We start from the raw sequence: 19,964 nt of genomic DNA, 5'->3' as shown, positions 1-19,964 counted from the left end.
CCGCTGCCGTCCCGCAGTAGAGTTGCCCGCATGGACAGCGACGGCCCCATCGGCGTATTCGACAGCGGGGTGGGCGGGCTCAGCATCCTGCGCGCCCTGCGCGCCGAACTGCCCGCCGAGGACTTCGTCTACTTCTCCGACGCCGGCCATGCGCCCTACGGCGAGAAGGGCGAGGACTTCGTGTCCGATCGCTCCCTCGCCATCGCCCGCGCTTTGCGCGAGCAGCACCGCATCAAGGCCCTGGTCGTCGCCTGCAACACGGCCACGGCCGCGGCCGTGCACCTGCTGCGCGAGCGGCACGGTGCCCTGCCCGTCGTGGGCGTGGAGCCGGCGCTGAAGCCCGCGGCCGCGCTGACGCAGACGGGCCACGTGGCCGTGCTGGCCACGCGCGGGACGCTCGCCAGCGCCAAGTTCCGCGCCCTCGAGGAATCCCTGCGCAGCCAGGCGAAGTTCGTGCTGGTCCCCTGCGACGGCCTCGCGGCGGCGATCGAAGCGGACGACCAGCCGCAGGTGCGCGAGCTCTGCCGGCGCTACGCGCAGGAGGCGGGCCGGTTCGGCAGCGCGGACGGCGAGATCGACACGCTGGTGCTGGGCTGCACCCACTATCCCTTCGCCGCCCAGGTGTTCCGCGGCTTGCTGGGCGACGGCATCCGCCTGGTGGAGACCGGCGAGCCGGTGGCCCGGCAGACGCGCCGCCTGCTGGCCCAGAGGGAGTTGCTCAAGGGCGGGGCGACGGGCCGCGTGCACTGGCTCACGACCGGCTCGCCGCAGGCGCTGCAGGCGGCCGCGGGCCGCTGGCTCGGGCTCTAGCCTTTCAGTGCACGACCGGCGCGAACGCGCGCGGCCGGAAATTCGCATAGAGGCTGCGCCGCACCGTGTCGCGCGGCGCGATGCCGCGCCGGTGGAAGGCTTTGGTGTTCACCAGCACCACGCTGTTGCCGCGGCACAGGATCTGGCGCGGCGCCGGCAGCCCCAGCGCCGGCAGTTCCGCGTCGGCGATGCGGAAGGAGCCGCCACGCCCGTGCGCGCCTTCGCGGCGCACGCTGCGCCGGTATTCCCACGCCAGGCGCCGCGGCGAGGAGCGGTGGCTGCCGGGCACCACTTCGGTCGGACCGTGTTCGGCGGTCACGTCGTCCAGGTAGTACCAGGCCTTGAAGGTGTGGTGGAAAGTGTCCTTGTGCAGTTGCCGCTGCGCGTCCGGGTTGATCGCCTCGTCGCCGTGCACCAGCTCGTACATGCTGTGCTTGCGCAGGCGGTTGCGCATGCCGAACAGGGCCAGGCACAGGCTCGTCACCTTCCACGCGCTGCAATAGCGCTGGTGGATCGCGCCGCGCGGGGCGATGTCGATGAAGCGGTTGGCGCTGTCGCCGTCGTAGCGGTCGAAGCCGCCGCTGCGCGGGCGCTTGTCGCCGAAGCCGCGCTCGCCGGTGCGCTCCAGCGGGTTGGCGCTCCAGAAGCGGGCCGACGCGGCCTCGTATTCCTGGCGCAGCGCGGCGTAGTCGGCGGGCGGCAGCAGGTCCTCCACCACCACGAAGCCGTCGCGGTGGAAGCGGAACCACAGCACAGGATGCAGCCAGGCGAAAGGCAGCGTGCGCAGGAGGTAGCACGCGTCGGAGACGACGATGCGCGCCACGTGCAGCCCGAGCCGGTTGAGCAGCGGATGCCCGATCACCGGATGGCCGAAACTCTTCTCGTTCGAGAAGACGCTGCCCACCGCGCGCAATACCGATGCGATCCCCATGCCGATCTCCCTCAGGCCAGCGCAGCGGCCCGCCCGCGCGCCACGTCGATCCGGAACAGCAGCACCAGGCCGATCACGAACATCACGGCCGTCGACAGGATGGCCATGCGCTGGTTGCCGCCCGTGGCCCAGGTGATCGCGCCATAGGTGAGCGGGCCCACGATGCTGGAAAGCCGCACGGCGAAGGTCCACAGCCCGTAGAACTCCGCGAGCTGGCGCGGCGGCGCGAACATGCCGGCGAGCGCCCGTCCGGCCGACTGGCTGGAGCCCATGCACAGGCCCGCGATGCCGGCGGCCCACCAGAACTGGCCCTTGGTGGTGGAAAGCGCCGCGATGACGCAGGTGGCGACCCAGCCCACCAGCGTGCTGCCCAGCGCGATCTTGTGGCCAATGCGGTCCTGCAGGTAGCCCCAGGCGAAGGCGCCGCCCGCGGCGGCGAAGTTCAGCACGAAGATCAGCACCATGGTCTCCTGCTGCTGGAAGCCGATCACGCTCTCGGCGTAGATCGCGGCCAGGGTGATCGCCACGGCGACGCCGCCCTGGTAGAAGACCGCGCAGGCCAGCAGCCACATGAAGTCGCGGTACTGGCGCGCATGCGCGAAGGTGCGCTGCAGTTGGTGCAGCGAGGCGCGCAGTCCGCCTTCCTGCAGCGCCCGCGGATTCGGCTGCGCCCGCTCGCCCAGCAGCCGGAAGGTGACGAGCGAGGCGGCCCCGTAGATCACCGCCGTGATCAGCATGGTGACGGGCACGAACTGCGCCGCCGGGACCTGCTGCCCTTGCGCCCACAGCACGTAGGCCAGGCAGATGCCCAGGGCCAGCATGCCGCCGAAGTAGCCGAAGCCCCAGCCCCAGCCGCTCACCTTGCCCAGCGCGTCGGCGCGGGCGAGCTCCGGCAGGAAGGCCGCGGTCAGCGACTCGCCATAGCTGTAGAACACGTTGGAGACGATGATCAGCAGCATCGCGAAGGCGACCTCGCCCGGCCTGGCGAGCGCCAGCGCCGCGGTGCTCACGACGCAGCCCGCGGTGACCAGCGCCAGGATCCGCTTCTTGGCCGCGCGCAGGTCGGCGTAGGCGCCGAGGCTGGGCATGGTGAACATCACGATGGCGTAGGAGATGCTCAGGGCGAGCGTCCAGGCGAAGGTCGCCCATTCCGCCTTCTGCGCGATGCCGCCGACGAAGTAGGCGGCGAACACCGCGGTGATGACCACCGTGGTGTAGCCGGAATTGGCGAAGTCGTACATCGCCCAGCCGAACACCTCGCGCTTGCGCACGCCGGGGTTCAGGGCATCCTGGGAAAACAGGGGCATGGGTCTCCTCCGCCGCGCATCCTAGCCGACGGACGAGGTGGCGGCGAGCGACCGTTTTGGAACGCAGAGGACGCAGAGGCTACGCAGAGGACGCAGAGGCTACGCAGAGGACGCAGAGAGAAGACCAGAAAAAGGATTTCCTCTGCGTTCTCTGCGAAACCTCTGCGTCCTCTGCGTTCTGATTCTCCGAACGCCCCTGCCCACAAGGGAGCTAGTGCAAATGCCGCGGCCGCCGGCCGCCGCCGTGGCCGCCGGGGCCGCGGGGGGGCTTGCCCAGTTCGAGGGAGCTCACCAGGGCGTCGAAGCGCTGCGAGAACAGCTTGTCGATCTCGCCGACCACGCCATCGAGCTCGTTGGCCTCGAAGTGGCGTTCCATCAGGTTCACGACGTCCTGCACCAGCAGGTCGCGCTGTACCTGCATGATCGCCGCGGGCGTCGGGCCGACGAACAGCATGAGGAAGTCGTCGCGCGATTCGGCCTCGGGCTCGGCCTCCTCCTCGTCGAACTCGGCGTCGTAGAAGGTGACCTCGATGGCCGCGCCCTCCTCCGCCAGGTCGTTGAGCGACATGCACATGTCGTCCAGCTGCTGGCGGAAGTCCAGGTCGCCGGCGACCGTCCAGCACATGGTGAGCAGGCGTTCCTGGGCGTCGAACTTGATGCCGGGCTCTTCCTCGTAGGCGCTCTCGGCGCCGTCGGCCAGCGACTTGGCGCCGGCGTACGTCCACAGGGGTTTCAACGCCTCCTGCAGTTGCGCGTAGGTCACCCCGTTGCGCAGCGGCACGTCACCGTGCACGTGGATTTCGAAGGGGGCGTCGTATTGGGACATGGTGCTCTCCGGCCCTATTTTGGACTCATCGTGCCGGGATGGAATTCCTGGTGCCTCGACCCGGGCTCGAACCGGGACGCTGCCTTGCGGCAAGCGGCGGATTTTAAGTCCGCTGTGTCTACCCATTTCACCATCGAGGCGCGATGCTTCGACTGTACGGCATGAGGGAAGAAAGCCCCGGGAACGCGCTGGTTGCCGGGGCTCGTGGCTGGAGGCGCGGAGCGGAGTCGAACCGCTCTGGGCGGATTTGCAATCCGCTGCATAACCGCTTTGCTACCGCGCCGCATCCAGAGTGAAAAAGGGAAGCTTGCAGCTTCCCTTTTCAGAACCTGGAGCGGGAGACGAGTCTCGAACTCGCGACCTCAACCTTGGCAAGGTTGCGCTCTACCAACTGAGCTACTCCCGCGTCGAAGCCGAGATTATGCCACGGTTTTTTCGCGCTCCTCGACGGTGTCGCGAAAAATCCGCGGCGATCCGCTTCAGTGCTTCACGGCGACCGGACGCGCGCCTTCGACCACCGGCGCGGCCGCCTGCGGCTCTTCTTCCGGCAGCGGCGTCGGCTGGCGCTCCAGCGCGATTTCCAGCACCTTGTCGATCCAGCGGACCGGCACGATCTCGAGGTCGTTCTTCACGTTCTCGGGGATGTCCTGCAGGTCCTTGGTGTTCTCCTCGGGGATCAGCACCGTCTTGATGCCGCCGCGCAGGGCCGCGAGCAGCTTCTCCTTCAGGCCGCCGATCGCCGTGACCTCGCCGCGCAGCGTGATCTCGCCGGTCATGGCGACATCGGCGCGCACCGGGATCCCGGAGAGCGCGGACACGATGGCCGTGGTCATCGCGGCGCCCGCGCTCGGGCCGTCCTTGGGCGTCGCGCCATCGGGCACGTGCACGTGGATGTCCTTCTTCTCGAAGACCTCGTCGGTGATGCCCAGGCGCCGGGCGCGGCTGCGCACCACGGTGCGCGCGGCTTCGACCGACTCCTTCATCACGTCGCCCAGCGAACCGGTGCGCAGCACGTTGCCCTTGCCGGGCATCAGTGCCGCCTCGATCGTCAGCAGGTCGCCGCCGACTTCCGTCCACGCCAGGCCGACCACCTGGCCCACCTGGTTCTGCTGCTCCGCGCGCCCGTAGGTGAACTTGCGCACCCCGAGGAAGTCGTTGAGGTTCTCCGCCTTCACGACGACCTTGGGCGTCATCTTCTTCAGCTGCAGGCCCTTCACCACCTTGCGGCAGATCTTGGAGAGCTCGCGCTCCAGCGAGCGCACGCCGGCTTCGCGCGTGTAGTAGCGCACGATGTCGCGCACGGCGTCCTCGGTGACCTCGAGTTCCTCTTCCTTCACGCCGTTGTTCTTCATCTGCTTGGGCAGCAGGTAGCGCATGGCGATGTTGGTCTTCTCGTCCTCGGTGTAGCCCGAGAGGCGGATCACCTCCATCCGGTCCAGGAGCGCCGGCGGGATGTTCATCGAGTTGGAGGTCGCCACGAACATCACGTCCGACAGGTCGAAGTCGACCTCGACGTAGTGGTCGCTGAAGGTGTGGTTCTGCTCCGGGTCGAGCACTTCCAGCAGGGCCGACGCGGGGTCGCCGCGGAAGTCCTGCCCCAGCTTGTCGATCTCGTCCAGCAGGAACAGCGGGTTGCGCGTGCCGACCTTGGCGAGCGACTGCAGCACCTTGCCCGGCATGGCGCCGATGTAGGTGCGGCGATGGCCGCGGATCTCGGCCTCGTCGCGCATGCCGCCCAGGGCCTGGCGCACGTACTTGCGGCCGGTCGCCTTGGCGATCGACTGGCCCAGCGAGGTCTTGCCGACGCCGGGAGGCCCGACGAGGCACAGGATCGGCGCCTTGACCTTGTCGACGCGCTGCTGCACCGCGAGGTATTCCAGGATGCGGTCCTTGACCTTCTCGAGGCCCCAGTGGTCCTCGTTCAGCACGTCTTCCGCGTACTGCAGGTCGTGCTTGATCTTGGTCTTCTTCGCCCAGGGCAGGCCGGTGAGCACGTCGATGTAGTTGCGCACCACCGTGGCCTCGGCCGACATCGGCGACATCAGCTTGAGCTTCTTCAGCTCCGCGTCCGCCTTCTTGCGGGCGTCCTTGGGCATCTTGGCGAGCTTGATCTTCTTCTCGATCTCCTCGATGTCGGCGCCCTCTTCGCCCTCGCCCAGCTCCTTCTGGATCGCCTTGACCTGCTCGTTCAGGTAGAAGTCGCGCTGGTTCTTCTCCATCTGCCGCTTCACGCGGCCGCGGATGCGCTTGTCGACGTTCAGGATCTCGACTTCCCGCTCGATCTGCTCGAACAGGTTGTCCAGGCGGTCCTTGACGTCGGCGAGGTCCAGCACGACCTGCTTGTTGTCCAGCTTCAGCGGCAGGTGCGCGGCGATCGTGTCGGCCAGGCGGCCGGGATCGTCGATGCTGGCGATCGAGGTGAGGATCTCGGGCGGGATCTTCTTGTTGAGCTTGACGTACTGGTCGAACTGCTGGAGGACGGCGCGGCGCAGCGCCTCGATCTCCGCCGACTTGCTCTCGGTCTCGCCGGATTCCACCGGGACGACCGTGGCCGTGAAGTGCGCGTTGCCGTCCGTGATCTTCGACACGCGCGCGCGCTGCTGGCCTTCCACCAGCACCTTCACGGTGCCGTCCGGCAGCTTCAGCATCTGCAGGATCGTGGAGACGCAGCCGACCTCGAACATGTCGGTGACGGAAGGCTCGTCCTTGGCGGCGGCCTTCTGGGCGACCAGCATGATGCGGCGCTCGGCTTCCATCGCCGCTTCCAGCGCCTTGATGCTCTTGGGCCGCCCGACGAACAGGGGGATGACCATGTGGGGGAACACCACCACGTCCCGCAGGGGCAGGAGCGGCAGGTCCATCGGGTCGGCAGGCAGGGGGGTATGTCCGGACATGGTGCTCCTCTAGTGACCAGCCATAGATGGCTGGCAGTAAGCCATTTTCAACCCGGCCGGCCCGCCATGGAGCCGGCAGGGCCGAAAAAGGGGGAAACGAAGCGCTGCGCGTGGTGGACGGAGCGCGGCGAGGCTCATGCCTTCTTCGCGGCCTCGCGGTAGACCAGCAGCGGCGGCTTGTTCTCCTCGATGGTGCTCTCCTCGACCACCACCTTCTCGACGTTGCTGATGTTCGGCAGCTCGAACATGGTGTCGATCAGCGACTGCTCGAGGATCGAGCGCAGGCCGCGGGCGCCGGTCTTGCGGGCCAGCGCCTTTCGGGCGATGGCCTTCAGCGCGTTGGGCCGCACTTCCAGGTCCACGCCTTCCATCGACAGCAGCTTGGCGTACTGCTTGACCATCGCGTTCTTCGGCTCGGTGAGGATCTGCACCAGGGCATCCTCGGTCAGCTCGGCGAGCGTCGCGACCACCGGCAGGCGGCCGACCAGTTCGGGGATCAGGCCGAACTTGATCAGGTCCTCGGGCTCCACCTCGCGGAACATCTCGCTGAGGGTGCGCTCCTTCTTGCTGCGCACGCGGGCCGAGAAGCCGATGCCCGAGGCCTCGGTGCGCTGCTCGATCACCTTCTCCAGGCCGGCGAAGGCGCCGCCGCAGATGAACAGGATGTTGGTCGTGTCGATCTGCAGGAAGTCCTGGTTGGGGTGCTTGCGCCCGCCCTGGGGCGGCACGCTGGCCATGGTGCCTTCGATCAGCTTCAGCAGGGCCTGCTGCACGCCCTCGCCCGAGACGTCGCGGGTGATCGAGGGGTTGTCGGACTTGCGCGAGATCTTGTCGATCTCGTCGATGTAGACGATGCCGCGCTGCGCCCGCTCCACCTCGTAGTTGCAGTTCTGCAGCAGCTTCTGGATGATGTTCTCGACGTCCTCGCCGACGTAGCCGGCCTCGGTCAGCGTGGTGGCGTCGGCCATCACGAAGGGGACGTCCAGCATGCGGGCGAGCGTCTGGGCCAGCAGCGTCTTGCCGCTGCCGGTGGGGCCGATCAGGAGGATGTTGCTCTTGGTGAGCTCCACGTCGTCCTTGCGGGCCTTGTCCTTGTGGCGCAGGCGCTTGTAGTGGTTGTAGACGGCCACCGACAGCGCCCGCTTGGCCGCCTCCTGGCCGATCACGTAGTTGTCCAGGTTGGACTTGATCTCGCCGGGGGTCGGGAGGTCGCCGCGCGATTCGCGCTGCTCGTCACCCGCGGGCAGTTCGTCGCGGATGATCTCGTTGCACAGGTCGATGCACTCGTCGCAGATGAAGACCGAGGGGCCTGCGATGAGTTTCTTGACCTCGTGCTGGCTCTTCCCGCAGAACGAGCAGTAAAGCGTTTTCTCGCTGGAGGAGGAGCCTTTTCGGTCGGCCATGGGTCCGTGCCTTCTGTCTTCAGTCAATGATAACCATACAACAAACGGCGCCCCGGTCTCCCGGTGGCGCCGTCGTTGCTGTCCTGCAACCGCGCGGGCGGGGGCTCAAGGCCTTTTTGCGATGACCTGGTCCACCAGGCCGTAGGTTTTCGCCTCTTCCGCCTCGAGGAAATAATCCCGATCGGTGTCCCGCTCGATCTTCTCCAGGGGCTGGCCGGTGCGCTCCGCCAGGATCTTGTTCAGGGTCGCCTTGGTCTTGAGGATGTCGCGGGCGTGGATCTCGATGTCCGTCGCCTGGCCCTGCATGCCGCCCAGGGGCTGGTGGATCATGATCTTGGAGTTGGGCAGGGCGAAGCGCTTGCCCTTCTCGCCGGCGGCGAGCAGGAAGGCGCCCATGGAGGCGGCCATGCCCGTGCACAGGGTGGACACCGCCGGCTTGATGAAGTTCATCGTGTCGTAGATGGCCATGCCGGCGCTGACGCTGCCGCCCGGGGAGTTGATGTACAGAGAGATGTCCTTGTCCGGGTTCTCCGACTCCAGGAACAGCAGCTGGGCCACCACCAGGTTGGCCGTCTGGTCGTTGACGGGGCCGACCAGGAACACCACGCGCTCGCGCAGCAGGCGCGAATAGATGTCGTAGGACCGCTCGCCGCGGCCGGACTGCTCGATGACGATGGGGACCAAGCCCAGGGCCTGGGTGTCGAGTGCGCTCATGGGGGGAATGTGCTCCGAAGGATGGCTGTACTTTAGCCTGAATGGAGTTGGGGCCTGGCTTGCGGATCGCAAGAGCCAGGCCCCGGGGGTTTGCTGGGGTTCGCTTGCGCTCACCGCCAGCCTACGGGAAGGCGGCTGGGCTCACCGTAGGCTGGCGGTGAGCGCAGCGAACCCCAGCAGCATCAACCCTGCTGCTGCCCCATCAGCTCGTCGAACTCGACCTTCTTCTCCACGACCTTGGCCTTGGACAGCACGTAGTCGGTCACGTTGTTCTCGATCACGATGGCCTCGACCTCGGCCAGGCGGCGGTTGTCGCCGTAGTACCAACGCACCACATCGGCGGGGCGCTCGTAGCTGGCGGCCAGGTCCTCGATGTGCTGCTTGATCTGTTCCGGCTTGGCTTCCAGGCCGTTGGCGCGCACCAGCTCGGCGACGACCAGGCCCAGGCGCACGCGGCGCTCGGCCTGCGGGCGCACGATGTCCTCGGGGATCGGCAGCTTCTCCACGTCCTTCAGGCCGCGCTGCTTCAGCTCGTTGCGCTGGCTCTCGATCAGGCGGTCGATCTCGTTCTGCACGATGGACTTGGGCAGGTCCAGCTCGGACTGCGCCACCAGGGCGTCCATCGCGGCCTGCTTGTTGCGGGCGGCCACGCGGAAGCGCACCTCGCGCTCCAGGTTCTTGCGGATGTCGGCCCGCAGCGCGTCCACCGAGCCTTCGGCGATGCCCAGCGACTTGGCGAAAGCCTCGTCCACCGGCGGCAGGTTGGCGGCCTCGACCTTCTTCACGGTGACCATGAAGTCGGCCGTCTTGCCGGCGACGTCCTTGCCGTGGTAGTCGGCCGGGAAGGCCAGCGGGAAGGTCTTGCTTTCGCCCACCTTCATGCCGCGCACGGAGTCGTCGAACTCCTTGAGCATCTGGCCTTCGCCGACCATGAACTGGAAGTCGTCGGCCTTGCCGCCCTGGAAGGGCTCGCCGTCGATCTTGCCCTCGAAGTCCACCGTCACGCGGTCGCCGGCCTGCACGGCGGCGTCCTGCGGGCGCTGGGCGTAGGTGCGGCGCTGCTTGCGCAGGATGTCCAGGGTGCGGTCGATGGCCTCGTCGGTCACCTCGGTGCTGACCTTCTCGACCTCGGCGGCGGCCAGGTCGTTGATCCTGACCTCGGGATAGACCTCGAACACGGCGTCGAAGGCCAGTTCGCCCTCGGGCGCGCCTTCCTTCTCGGTGATCCTGGGCTGGCCGGCCACGCGCAGCTTGGCCTCGTTGGCGGCGGCGGCGAAGGCCTCGCCCACCTTGTCGTTCACGACCTCGTACTGCACCGAGTAGCCGTAGCGCTGGGCCACGACGGACAGCGGCACCTTGCCGGGACGGAAGCCGTCCATCCTGACGGTGCGCGCCAGCTTCTTCAGGCGGGAATCGACTTCGGACTGGATGGTGTTGACGGGCAGCGTCAGCGTCATCTTGCGTTCGAGCTTGTCCAGGGTTTCTACGGTCACGGCCATGATCTGTCTCGGTTGGGGGAAAACGTGTGGTGCGCGGGGGGGGACTCGAACCCCCACACCATTGCTGGCGTCAGGACCTAAACCTGGTGCGTCTACCAATTTCGCCACCCGCGCCGGTCACTGGAAAGGGAAAGCGGACGGCCAGGACACCCCGACCGCCCGCTCGAATCCGGTCAACCGGAGATTTTAACCGGAGTGCCCGGGGATGGGCTGTGGCGCTCCGGGGCTGCGAGAAGCGGACAGCCGGACGCAAAGGTCGCAAAGGATACGCAAAGGTCGCAAAAGGACATCCACAAAAAGTTTTTGGATTCTTTGGCGACTTTTGCGTCATCTTTGCGACCTTTGCGTCCGGCTGTCCGTATTCAAACAGCCCGCCTCACCCGGAACCACGCCGCGTACATCGCCGGCAAGGCCAGCAGCGTCAGCACCGTGGCGACGATGAGGCCGCCCATGATGGCCACGGCCATCGGGCCCCAGAAGACCGAGCGGGAGAGCGGGATCATCGCCAGCACCGCCGCGGCCGCCGTCAGCACGATGGGGCGCAGGCGCCGCACCGCCGCCTCGACGATCGCGTCCCAGGTCGGCACGCCCCGGGCCCGGTCCTGCTCGATCTGGTCGATCAGGATCACCGAGTTGCGCTGGATCATGCCCATGAGGGCGATCACGCCCAGCAGCGCCACGAAGCCGAAGGGCCGGTTCAGGACCAGCAGCGCGCCGGCCACCCCCGCGATCCCCAGCGGGCCGGTCAGGAACACCAGCATCGCGCGGCTGAAGCTCTGCAGCTGCAGCATCAGCAGCGTGAAGGTGATGAACAGCATGACCGGCACGCCGGCCGCGATGCTGGACGAACCCTTGTTGCTCTCCTCCACGGTGCCGGCCACCTGGATGCGGTAGCCCTGCGGCCAGCGGGCCTCGAGCGCGCGCAGCTGGGGCAGCAGCTCCTGCGTGACGGTCGCGCCCTGCAGCCCTTCGACGACGTCCGCCTGCACCGTGATCGCGTAGTTGCGCCCTTCGCGCCACATCACGCCAGGCTCCCAGGTGAACACCGGGCGCGCGATCTGCGTCAGCGGGATCGCCTTGCCGGACGCCGTGGGCAGGTAGGCATTGGCGATGTCGGTGATCGCGTCGCGCTCCGCCAGCGGCTGGCGCAGCACGATGTCGATCAGCTTGTCGCCTTCGCGGAACTGGCCGATCGGCGTGCCGGACAGGATCGTGCGGCTCGCCTGCGCGATCGACTGGCTCGTCACGCCCAGCGCCCGCGCCTTGGCCTGGTCCACCTCCAGGCGGATCGCCTTGACCGACTCGTTCCAGTTGTCGTTGACGCCGCGCGTGTTGGGGCTGGCGCGCATGGCCTCCTTCACCTCGTCGGCGCGCGCGCGCAGCTCCTTCGGGTCCGTGCCCACCACGCGGAACTGCACCGGGTAGGCCACCGGCGGCCCGTTGGGCAACAGCTTGACGCGGGCGCGGACCTCCGGGAACTCGCGCGCCATCAGCGCCGGCAGCTCGGTGCGCAAGGTCTCGCGCGTGGCCAGGTCGCGCGGCTCCACGATCAGCTGCGAGGCGTTGCTCTGCGGGAAGATCTGCTCCATCGGCAGGTAGAAGCGCGGCACGCCGGAGCCGACCCAGGTGGTCACGTCCTTCACGGACGGCAGCGACAGCAGCCGCTGCTCGACGCGCTTCGTGACCTCCTCGTTGGCGGCGAACGAGGTGCCCTCGGCCGACCACAGGTCCACCAGGATCTCGGGCCGGCTGGAGTCCGGGAAGAACTGCTGCTGCACCTTGCCCATGCCGGCGACGCCCAGCGCGAAGGTCAGCAGCGTTGCGGCTATGGTCAGCCAGCGGTGCTCCACGCACCAGTTCACCGTGCGGCGGAATTGCCGGTAGAAGGGCGTGTCGAAGTGCTCGCGGTGCTCGGCGGACACCGGCTTGGCCTTCAGCAGCAGCGTGCCCAGGTAGGGCACGAAATAGACGGACACCAGCCAGCTGAGGACCAGCGCGATCACCGTCACCGCGAAGATCGCGTAGGTGTATTCGCCCACGGTCGAACGGGCCATGCCGATCGGCAGGAAGCCGGTGGCGGTGATCAGCGTGCCGGTGAGCATCGGCATCGCCGTCACCTCGTAGGCGAAGGTGGCGGCGCGGACCTTGTCGTAGCCCTCCTCCATCTTCCGCACCATCATCTCCACGGCGATGATCGCGTCGTCCACCAGCAGGCCCAGGGCGATGATCAGCGAGCCGAGCGAGATCTTGTGCAGGCCGATGCCCCAGTAGTTCATGGCCAGGAAGGTCACGGCCAGCACCAGCGGGATCGTGATGCCCACGACCAGGCCCGGGCGCATGTCGACATACCAGCGCCGCCACAGCGGCAGGCCCGGTTCGTGCCGCCGGTGCAGCCCCAGGCTGATGAAGCTCACGCCCAGCACGATCACGACGGCCTCGACCAGCACCTTCACGAACTCGTTGACCGAGCTGCTCACGGCCTCGGGCTGGTCCTGAACCTGCACGAGGCGGATGCCGGCCGGCAGGCCGTCGTCGATGCGGCTCGTGGCCGCCTTGAGCGAGCGGCCCAGCCGGATGATGTCGCCGCCCTTGGCCATGGAGACGCCCAGCGCGATGACCTCCTTGCCGCCGTGGCGCACCTTCACCTGCGGCGGGTCGACGTAGCCGCGCTTCACCTCGGCGATGTCGCCCAGGCGGATCTGGTTGCCCGAGGCGCCGCGGATCGGCATGGCGCGCAGGTCCTCGACGGCGTGGAACTGGCCGGCCACGCGCACCTGCAGCACGTCCACCGGCGTCTGCATGGTGCCGGCGGACTCCACGGCGTTCTGCTGGCCCAGCTGCTGCAGGACCTGGTTGAAGTCCAGCCCCAGCTGCGCCAGGCGCTGCTGGGAGATCTCGACGTACAGCTTTTCGTCCTGCACGCCGAACAGTTCCACCTTGGCCACGTCCGGCACGCGCAGCAGCTGCTGGCGCACGTCGTCGGCGAAGTCCTTGACCTCGGCGTAGCTGTAGCCGCTGCCCGCCTCCAGCGCGTAGATCACGCCGTAGACGTCGCCGTATTCGTCGTTGAAGAAAGGGCCGACCACGCCGGCGGGCAGCGTGCCGCGCATGTCGCCGACCTTCTTGCGCACCGTGTACCAGACCTGCGGCACCTCGGAGGCGCGCGAGGAGTCCTTGATCTGCAGGACGATCAGCGTCTCGCCGGGCTTGGAGTAGCTGCGGATGATGTCCGCGTACGGCACCTCCTGCAGCGTGTGCTCGATCTTGTCGGTGACCTGTTCGGCGACCTGCTGCGCCGTCGCGCCCGGCCAGAACACGCGCATCACCATGGCGCGGAAGGTGAAGGGCGGATCCTCGTCCTGCCCCAGCTGGAAGTAGGAGGCGAAGCCCAGCACCATCAGCACCACCATCAGGTAGCGCGTCAGGGCCGGATGCTCCAGCGCCCAGCGCGAGAGATTGAAGCGCTCGCGCTTCGTGGCTTCGGTCATGGGGGCCTCAGCGCTTCATCGGCAGCGTGGCGGCCTGGGCCGCGCCGACGGCGCCGTGCGCCGGCGGTTCCGCGGCCACTTCCGGGAGGACCGAGGACGTCCGCTCCTTCCAGACCGTGACCTTCTGGCCCGGCGCCAGCACGTGCACGCCGGCGGAGACGATCTCCATGCCGGGCTGCAGGCCGGCGGCGATGACGGCTTCGTTGCCGTCGGCCGTCGCCACCTGCACCGGCTGCGACTTCAGCGTCATGGTGGCGCGATCGAGCACCCACACCGCGGAGCCCTGCCCCTGCTGGCGCAGCGCGCTGGTGGGGATTCGGATCGCCTGGACGCCGCCGCGGGCCGCGATCCGCGGCAGCACGGTGACCGTGGCGCCGAGCGGCGGCTGCGGCCCCGCCTGCAGCGACACCTTGACCGGATAGGTCCGCGTGACGGGATCGGCGCTGGCGGCGATCTCGCGGATGCGGCCGGCCAGCGCGGCCTCGGTGGCCCAGGGCCGCACGCTCACCTCGGTGCCGGGGCGCAGCGCCATCACCTTGTCTTCCGGCACGGCGAAGACCACGTCGCGCGGGCCGTCGGCGGCGATCCGCACCACCGGCGTGCCGGCGCCGACCACCTGGCCGACCTCGGCCTCGACGGCCGTGACCACGCCGGAGACGTCCGCCACCAGGCTCGTGTAGCGGGCCTGGTTGCCCTGCGAGGCGAGCTGCGCCTGCGCCTGGTCCAGCTGCGCCTGCGCCGCCTTGAGCGCCGTTTCGCGCCGCTCCAGTTCGGCGCCGCTGATGAAGTTCTGCTCGCGCAGCGCGCGATAGCGCTTGTAGTCGGCGGCGGCCTGGTCGCGGTTGGTGAGGGCGGCCGCCACCTGGGCCCGGGCCGCGTCGGCGGCGAGCCGGTAGTCCTGCGCATCGAGTTGCGCGAGCACGGCGCCCGCCTGGACGTGCTGGCCGACTTCGGCGGTGCGCTGCGTGATCTTGCCGCCGACGCGGAAGCCCAGTCGCGATTCGACGCGGGCCCGCACCTCGCCCGCGAACTCCAGCTGCGCCTGCAGGCCGGAGGCGGCGACGGTGATCACCTTGACCGCGCGGACCGGTTCGGGCTGCGGCTCGACGCGGGAACAGCCGAGCAGCACCGCGAGCGGCAGCAGGAGCGCGCTCCACAGCGCCGGACGGCAGGAAGAAGGTATGACCATGACGGAATCCGTGAGCCGCGGCGGCTGCGGGCCGGCGCTCGTTAATGACTGACCGGTTAGTAATCTAGGAGAAGCCCGCAGAGCTTGTCAAGCGACAATCGGGGCGTGGACGCCCGCCCCGACGACCGGCACCGGCCGGTCGAGCACTACGAAAACTTCCCCGTCGCCTCCTGGCTCTGCCCTCCTCGCTTGCGGCGGCCGGTGGCGGCGATCTACTGGTTCGCCCGTACGGCCGACGATATCGCGGATGAGGGAGATGCAACAGAGGGTGACCGGCTTGCCGATCTGCTTACATACAGAAACGACCTGTCGGCGTGCCTCGCGGGCAACACCGGCTCGGGCCGCTGGCCCGAGGTCTTCGCCGCGCTGCGCCGGGCCGCCGCCGATTTCGCCCTGCCCGGCCCGCCCCTGTTCGACCTGCTCGACGCCTTCCGCCAGGACGTGGTGAAGACCGCGGCCGGCGCCGGCTACGCCGACCGCGCCGAACTCCTGGACTACTGCCGCCGCTCCGCCAACCCGGTGGGCCGGCTGCTGCTGCACCTCTACGGCGTGCGCGACACGGCGTCGCTCGCGCAAAGCGACGCCATCTGCAGCGCGTTGCAACTGATCAACTTCTTGCAGGACCTGTCGGTGGACGTGCCGCGGGCCCGCTACTACCTGCCCGCCGCCGACGCCCGCCGCCACGGCCTCGACGCCGCCGCGCCCGCGACCTGGGCCGCCCACCCGCAGGCGCCGGAGCTCGTGCGCGAACTGTGCGACTGGGCCCGCGTCCTGATGCTCTCCGGCGCGCCGCTGGTGCATAGCGTGCCGGGGCGCGCCGGCTGGGAGCTGCGCCTGGTCGTGCAGGGCGGGCTGCGCATCCTGCGGCGCATCGAGGCGCTCGGATGGCGCACGCTGCAGCAGCGCCCGAAGCTCGGGCGCGCCGACTTCGCGCCGATGCTGTGGGCCGCCGCGCGGATGTGAGAATCGGGCCCACAAGAACGATGACCCCGGAACAATACGTCCAGCAGAAGGCGGCTGCCTCCGGCAGCAGCTTCTACTACGCCTTCCTCTTCCTGCCGCCGCCGCGCCGCGCGGCGATCACGGCCTTCTATGCCTTCTGCCGCGAGGTGGACGACGTGGTGGACGAGGTCACCGACCCCGGCGTGGCGCGCACCAAGCTCGCCTGGTGGCAAACCGAGGTGGCGCAGTCCTTCGCCGGCAAGCCCTCGCATCCGGTGATGCAGGCGCTGATGCCCTGCGTGCCGGCCTACGGGCTGGAACAGGGGCAGCTGCTGTCGGTGATCCGCGGCTGCGAGATGGACCTGGAGCAGACGCGCTACCTGGACTTCGCGGGGCTGCAGCGCTACTGCCATCTCGTCGCCGGCGTGGTCGGCGAGGTCTCGGCCCGCATCTTCGGCCAGACGCAGCCGGAGACGACCGCCTACGCGCACAAGCTGGGCCTGGCTTTCCAGCTGACGAACATCATCCGCGACGTCGGCGAGGATGCCATGCGCGGGCGCATCTACCTGCCGGTCGACGAGCTGCAGCGGTTCGACGTGAAGGCGCACGAGATCCTGCAGCGCAAGCACTCGAACCGCTTCGTCGCCCTGATGCGCTTCCAGGCGCAGCGCGCCGAGTCGCTCTACCAGGAAGCGCTGGCCCTGCTGCCCGCGGCCGACCGGCGCGCGCAGAAGCCGGGCCTGATGATGGCCAGCATCTACCGCACGCTGCTGCGCGAGATCGAGGCCGAGGACTTCCGCGTGCTGACCCAGCGCATCAGCCTCACGCCGCTGCGCAAGCTCTGGCTGGCGTGGAAGGTCCAGGCGCTGGGCCGGATGTGACCGGCCGCGTCGCCATCGTCGGCGCCGGCTGGGGCGGACTGGCCGCGGCCGTGGCCGCCGCGCAGCGCGGGCATGCGGTGACGCTGTTCGAGGCGGCGCGCACGCCGGGCGGGCGGGCGCGGACGCTGCCGCTGCAGTTGCCGGACGGCCGCGGCGCGCGCGTCGACAACGGCCAGCACATCCTGATCGCCGCGTACACCGACACGCTGCGCCTGATGGAACAGGTGGGCGTGGATCCGGAGAAGGCCTTGTTGCGCCTGCCGCTGGTGCTGCGCGATCCGCGGGGCCGCGGCCTCGCGCTGCCCGCGTGGCCCGCGCCCTGGGACGCGGCCGCCGGCATCCTGGGCGCGCGCGGCTGGAGCCTGGCAGACAAGCTGTCGCTGCTGCGCGCGGCCTCGGCCTGGCAGCGCGCCGGCTTCCGGTGCGCGCCCGAGTGCAGCGTCGGCGAGCTCACGCGCACGCTTACGCCGCGCGTGCGCAGCGACCTGGTCGACCCGCTGTGCGTCGCCGCGCTCAACACGCCCACCGAGCGCGCGAGCGGCCAGGTGTTCCTGCGCGTGCTGCGCGACGCGCTGTTCGGCCGCGGCCACCGCGGCTGGGGCGGCTCCAACCTGCTGCTGCCGCGGCAGGACCTGGGACGGGTGTTCCCCGAAGCGGCGACGCAGTGGCTGCGCGAGCACGGAGCCGAAGTGCGCGTCGGCGCGCGCGTGCAGGCGCTGGAGCGCGCGGTGGAAGGCTGGCGGCTCGATGGCGAACCCTTCGCGCAGGTGGTGCTGGCCACGCCCTCGACCGAAGCCGCGCGGCTGGTCGTCGGCAGCGGCGCCGATGCGGCCACCTGGGTCGCCGACGCGCAAGCGCTCGCCTTCGAGGCGATCGCCACCGTCTACGCCACCGGCGGTCCGCGCCTGCCGCTGCCCATGCTGGCGCTGCGCTCCGGCCCGGGCGCACCGGCGCAGTTCGTGTTCGACCGCGGCCAGCTGGGCGGGCCCGACGGCCTGCTGGCCTTCGTGGTCAGCGCCAGCCCGCGCGGCAAGGAGGAGATCGAACGCGAGGTGCTCGCGCAGGCGGCCGCACTCGGCTGGACGCTGCAGCCGGTGCAGACGGTGGTGGAAAAGCGCGCGACCTTCGCCTGCCTGCCGGGGCTGCGCCGGCCGCCGCCGGCGATCGCGCCCGGGCTGTGGGCCTGCGGCGATTACATCGACGGGCCTTATCCCGCGACCCTGGAGGGCGCCGTGCGCACCGGGATGGCGGTCGCGGAGCGCCTCACCCCCCCAGCAGGTCCTTCAATTCGCCCAGGTGCGTGAGCGTCACGTGCGGCTCCTGCTCGTGCGGCCAGAGGGCATCGGAGCGGTTCAGCCACGCGGCCTGCATGCCGGCATTGAGGGCGCCGAGCGCATCGAGCGTGGCGTCGTCGCCGATGTGCAGGATGCCCTCCGGCAGCGTGTCCACCGCGCCGGCCGCCGCGTGGAAGATGCGCGGGTCCGGCTTGCCCACGCCGAATTCGCGGGCGCAGATGCTCGCGCGGAAGAAGCGGTCCAGCCCGATGCGCTGCACGTCCGCGTTGCCGTTGGACAGCGCCACCACCGGGTAGCGCGAGGACAGGAACTCCAGCGCCGGCAGCGCGTCCTCGAACAGCGTGACGCGCTGGCGCTCGGCGAAGAACACGTCGAAGGCCACCTCGGCCAGCTGCGTGTCCTCCCCCGCGCGGTGCAGCGCCAAGCGGATCGATTCGCGCCGCAGCGCGCTCATGTCGTGCTTCAGGTCGGGGCGCGACGTAGTCATCTCGCCACGGATCTCGCGCAGCGCGGCAGGGTTCGCGAACAGCGCGGCGCACATGGGCGCGTTCGCGCCCAGCCAATCGAGCAGCGCCTTCTCGGCCCGTTCGATGGTCGGCCAGATCGGCCACAGCGTGTCGTCCAGGTCGATCGTGATCGCCCTGATTTTCTCCAGGTCCAGCATGGCGGCGAGAATAGCCCATGCCCGTGAACGCGCCCAAGCCCCAACCCTTCACCGCGGTGCTCCTGTGCAACCTGGGCACGCCGGACGCCGCCACGCCGGCGGCCGTGCGCCGCTACCTCGCGGAATTCCTCGCCGACCCGCGCGTGGTGGAAATCCCGCGCACCGCCTGGCTGCCCCTCCTGTACGGCGTGATCCTGCCGCTGCGTTCGGCGAAGTCCGCCGCCAAGTACGCCACCATCTGGCGCCCCGACGGCTCGCCGCTGAAGGTCTGGACCGAGCGCCAGGCGAAGCGCCTGCAGGGCTGGTTCGGCGAGCAGGCGCAAGGCGTGCGGGTGGAGTACGCCATGCGCTATGGCGCGCCCGCGATCGGCGAGCGCCTGACGGCCCTGGCCGATGCCGGCGCGCAGCGCGTCCTGGTGCTGCCCGCGTACCCGCAGTATTCGGGCACGACGACGGCCAGCGTCATCGACGCCGTCGCGCAGTGGGCGCAGCAGCGCCGCAACGTCCCCGAGCTGCGCTTCGTGAACCGCTACCACGACGACCGCGGCTACGTGCAGGCGCTGGCGCAGCGCATCGACCGCTACTGGGCCCTGCACGGCCGGCCGGACCACCTGGTCATGAGCTTCCACGGCGTGCCGGAACGCGCCGTGCAGCTCGGCGACCCCTACGCCGACGAGTGCCGCGAAACGGCGCGGCTGCTGGCGGAGGCGCTGGCGCTGCAGGAAGGCCAGTGGACCCTCTCCTTCCAGTCGCGCTTCGGCAAGGCGAAGTGGCTGCAGCCGTACACGCAGCCGGGCGTGGAGGCGCTGGGCCGCGCCGGCAAGCAGCGCGTGGACGTCGTCTGCCCCGGCTTCACGAGCGACTGCCTGGAGACGCTGGAGGAGATCGACCAGGAAGTGCGGGCGGCGTTCCTGAACGCGGGCGGGAAGGAGTTCCACTACATCCCGTGCCTGAACGACGAGGCGGAGTGGATCGCGGCGCTGGGGGCGATCGCGCAGCGGCACATGGCCGGGTGGGCTTAGGCCCGGAGGTCGGTGGGGTTCGCTCCGCTCACCTTCCGGCGGCGCGCCGCCGCCACCCTACGAATGGCGTCGTAGGGTGGCGCCGCCAACGCCGCGGCA

The 19,964-nt window shown here is 69.4% G+C and carries 15 protein-coding genes and 4 tRNA genes; 5 read left to right on the top strand and 14 right to left on the bottom strand.

The features are described 5' to 3' along the window. Nucleotides 1-30: 30 nt before the first annotated feature. Nucleotides 31-810, top strand: a complete 780-nt coding sequence (murI, locus tag ACY0MJ_RS07405; RefSeq protein WP_462637706.1) for a glutamate racemase — start codon at nt 31-33, stop codon at nt 808-810. 4 nt (nt 811-814) lie between these two features. On the opposite strand, the gene ACY0MJ_RS07400 is transcribed toward murI, so the two are convergent. The 13 genes from ACY0MJ_RS07400 to ACY0MJ_RS07340 form a co-directional block, all read right to left on the bottom strand. Beyond that, nucleotides 815-1,741, bottom strand: a complete 927-nt coding sequence (locus tag ACY0MJ_RS07400) for a phytanoyl-CoA dioxygenase family protein (RefSeq protein ID WP_462637705.1) — start codon at nt 1,739-1,741, stop codon at nt 815-817. A gap of 11 nt (nt 1,742-1,752) precedes the next feature. Continuing rightward, the gene (locus ACY0MJ_RS07395; protein WP_462637704.1) at nt 1,753-3,048 is read right to left on the bottom strand and encodes an MFS transporter; all 1,296 of its coding nucleotides are present in this window, start codon (nt 3,046-3,048) and stop codon (nt 1,753-1,755) included. Nucleotides 3,049-3,259: 211 nt separating this feature from the next. Further along, the gene (locus tag ACY0MJ_RS07390; protein WP_462637702.1) at nt 3,260-3,874 is read right to left on the bottom strand and encodes a DUF6806 family protein; all 615 of its coding nucleotides are present in this window, start codon (nt 3,872-3,874) and stop codon (nt 3,260-3,262) included. A gap of 48 nt (nt 3,875-3,922) precedes the next feature. Next, nucleotides 3,923-4,014: transfer RNA gene (locus ACY0MJ_RS07385), tRNA-Leu, on the bottom strand. Nucleotides 4,015-4,083: 69 nt separating this feature from the next. After that, nucleotides 4,084-4,157, bottom strand: a tRNA-Cys gene (locus ACY0MJ_RS07380). 47 nt (nt 4,158-4,204) lie between these two features. Beyond that, nucleotides 4,205-4,280 (bottom strand) — tRNA-Gly (locus ACY0MJ_RS07375). A gap of 73 nt (nt 4,281-4,353) precedes the next feature. Further along, nucleotides 4,354-6,768 (bottom strand): endopeptidase La, encoded by a 2,415-nt coding sequence (lon, locus tag ACY0MJ_RS07370; RefSeq protein WP_462637701.1) that lies wholly within the window; start codon nt 6,766-6,768, stop codon nt 4,354-4,356. 134 nt (nt 6,769-6,902) lie between these two features. Further along, nucleotides 6,903-8,171 (bottom strand): ATP-dependent Clp protease ATP-binding subunit ClpX, encoded by a 1,269-nt coding sequence (gene clpX, locus ACY0MJ_RS07365; RefSeq protein WP_462637700.1) that lies wholly within the window; start codon nt 8,169-8,171, stop codon nt 6,903-6,905. A gap of 105 nt (nt 8,172-8,276) precedes the next feature. Next, the gene (gene clpP / locus ACY0MJ_RS07360) at nt 8,277-8,885 is read right to left on the bottom strand and encodes an ATP-dependent Clp endopeptidase proteolytic subunit ClpP (protein ID WP_462637699.1); all 609 of its coding nucleotides are present in this window, start codon (nt 8,883-8,885) and stop codon (nt 8,277-8,279) included. Nucleotides 8,886-9,067: 182 nt separating this feature from the next. Next, nucleotides 9,068-10,384 (bottom strand): trigger factor, encoded by a 1,317-nt coding sequence (tig, locus tag ACY0MJ_RS07355; RefSeq protein WP_462637698.1) that lies wholly within the window; start codon nt 10,382-10,384, stop codon nt 9,068-9,070. Between the two features lie 27 nt (nt 10,385-10,411). Then, nucleotides 10,412-10,498, bottom strand: a tRNA-Leu gene (locus ACY0MJ_RS07350). Nucleotides 10,499-10,746: 248 nt separating this feature from the next. Further along, nucleotides 10,747-13,872, bottom strand: a complete 3,126-nt coding sequence (locus ACY0MJ_RS07345) for an efflux RND transporter permease subunit (protein ID WP_462637697.1) — start codon at nt 13,870-13,872, stop codon at nt 10,747-10,749. A gap of 7 nt (nt 13,873-13,879) precedes the next feature. Then, nucleotides 13,880-15,061, bottom strand: coding sequence for an efflux RND transporter periplasmic adaptor subunit (locus tag ACY0MJ_RS07340; protein WP_462637696.1), 1,182 nt, complete (start codon nt 15,059-15,061; stop codon nt 13,880-13,882). 105 nt (nt 15,062-15,166) lie between these two features. Here ACY0MJ_RS07340 and hpnC point away from each other — a divergent pair, with 105 nt between their 5' ends. Genes hpnC through hpnE form a run of 3 tightly spaced genes read left to right on the top strand, consistent with a single transcriptional unit; the run spans nt 15,167 to nt 18,188 of the window. Beyond that, nucleotides 15,167-16,024 carry a squalene synthase HpnC gene (hpnC, locus tag ACY0MJ_RS07335; RefSeq protein ID WP_462637695.1) on the top strand — a complete coding sequence of 286 codons (858 nt, stop codon included), beginning with the start codon at nt 15,167-15,169 and terminating at the stop codon, nt 16,022-16,024. 20 nt (nt 16,025-16,044) lie between these two features. Beyond that, entirely contained in the window at nt 16,045-16,884 is an 840-nt protein-coding gene (gene hpnD / locus ACY0MJ_RS07330; protein ID WP_462637694.1) for a presqualene diphosphate synthase HpnD, read from the top strand. Next, entirely contained in the window at nt 16,881-18,188 is a 1,308-nt protein-coding gene (gene hpnE, locus ACY0MJ_RS07325; protein ID WP_462637693.1) for a hydroxysqualene dehydroxylase HpnE, read from the top strand. The genes hpnD and hpnE overlap by 4 nt, the downstream gene beginning before the upstream one ends. On the opposite strand, the gene ACY0MJ_RS07320 is transcribed toward hpnE, so the two are convergent. Next, a complete protein-coding gene (locus tag ACY0MJ_RS07320; RefSeq protein WP_462637692.1) occupies nt 18,148-18,843 on the bottom strand; it encodes an HAD family hydrolase in 696 nt (231 codons plus the stop codon). The two genes, hpnE and ACY0MJ_RS07320, sit on opposite strands and share 41 nt — an antisense overlap. Nucleotides 18,844-18,860: 17 nt before the next feature. On the opposite strand from ACY0MJ_RS07320, the gene hemH reads away from it, so the two are divergent. Next, entirely contained in the window at nt 18,861-19,865 is a 1,005-nt protein-coding gene (gene hemH, locus ACY0MJ_RS07315; protein ID WP_462637691.1) for a ferrochelatase, read from the top strand. Nucleotides 19,866-19,964 lie beyond the last annotated feature (99 nt).

This window comes from Ramlibacter sp. bp-362, from assembly GCF_054956735.1.
The sequence above is the reverse complement of the archived record's forward strand: the minus strand, read 5'-3'. Positions and strand labels throughout refer to the sequence as shown.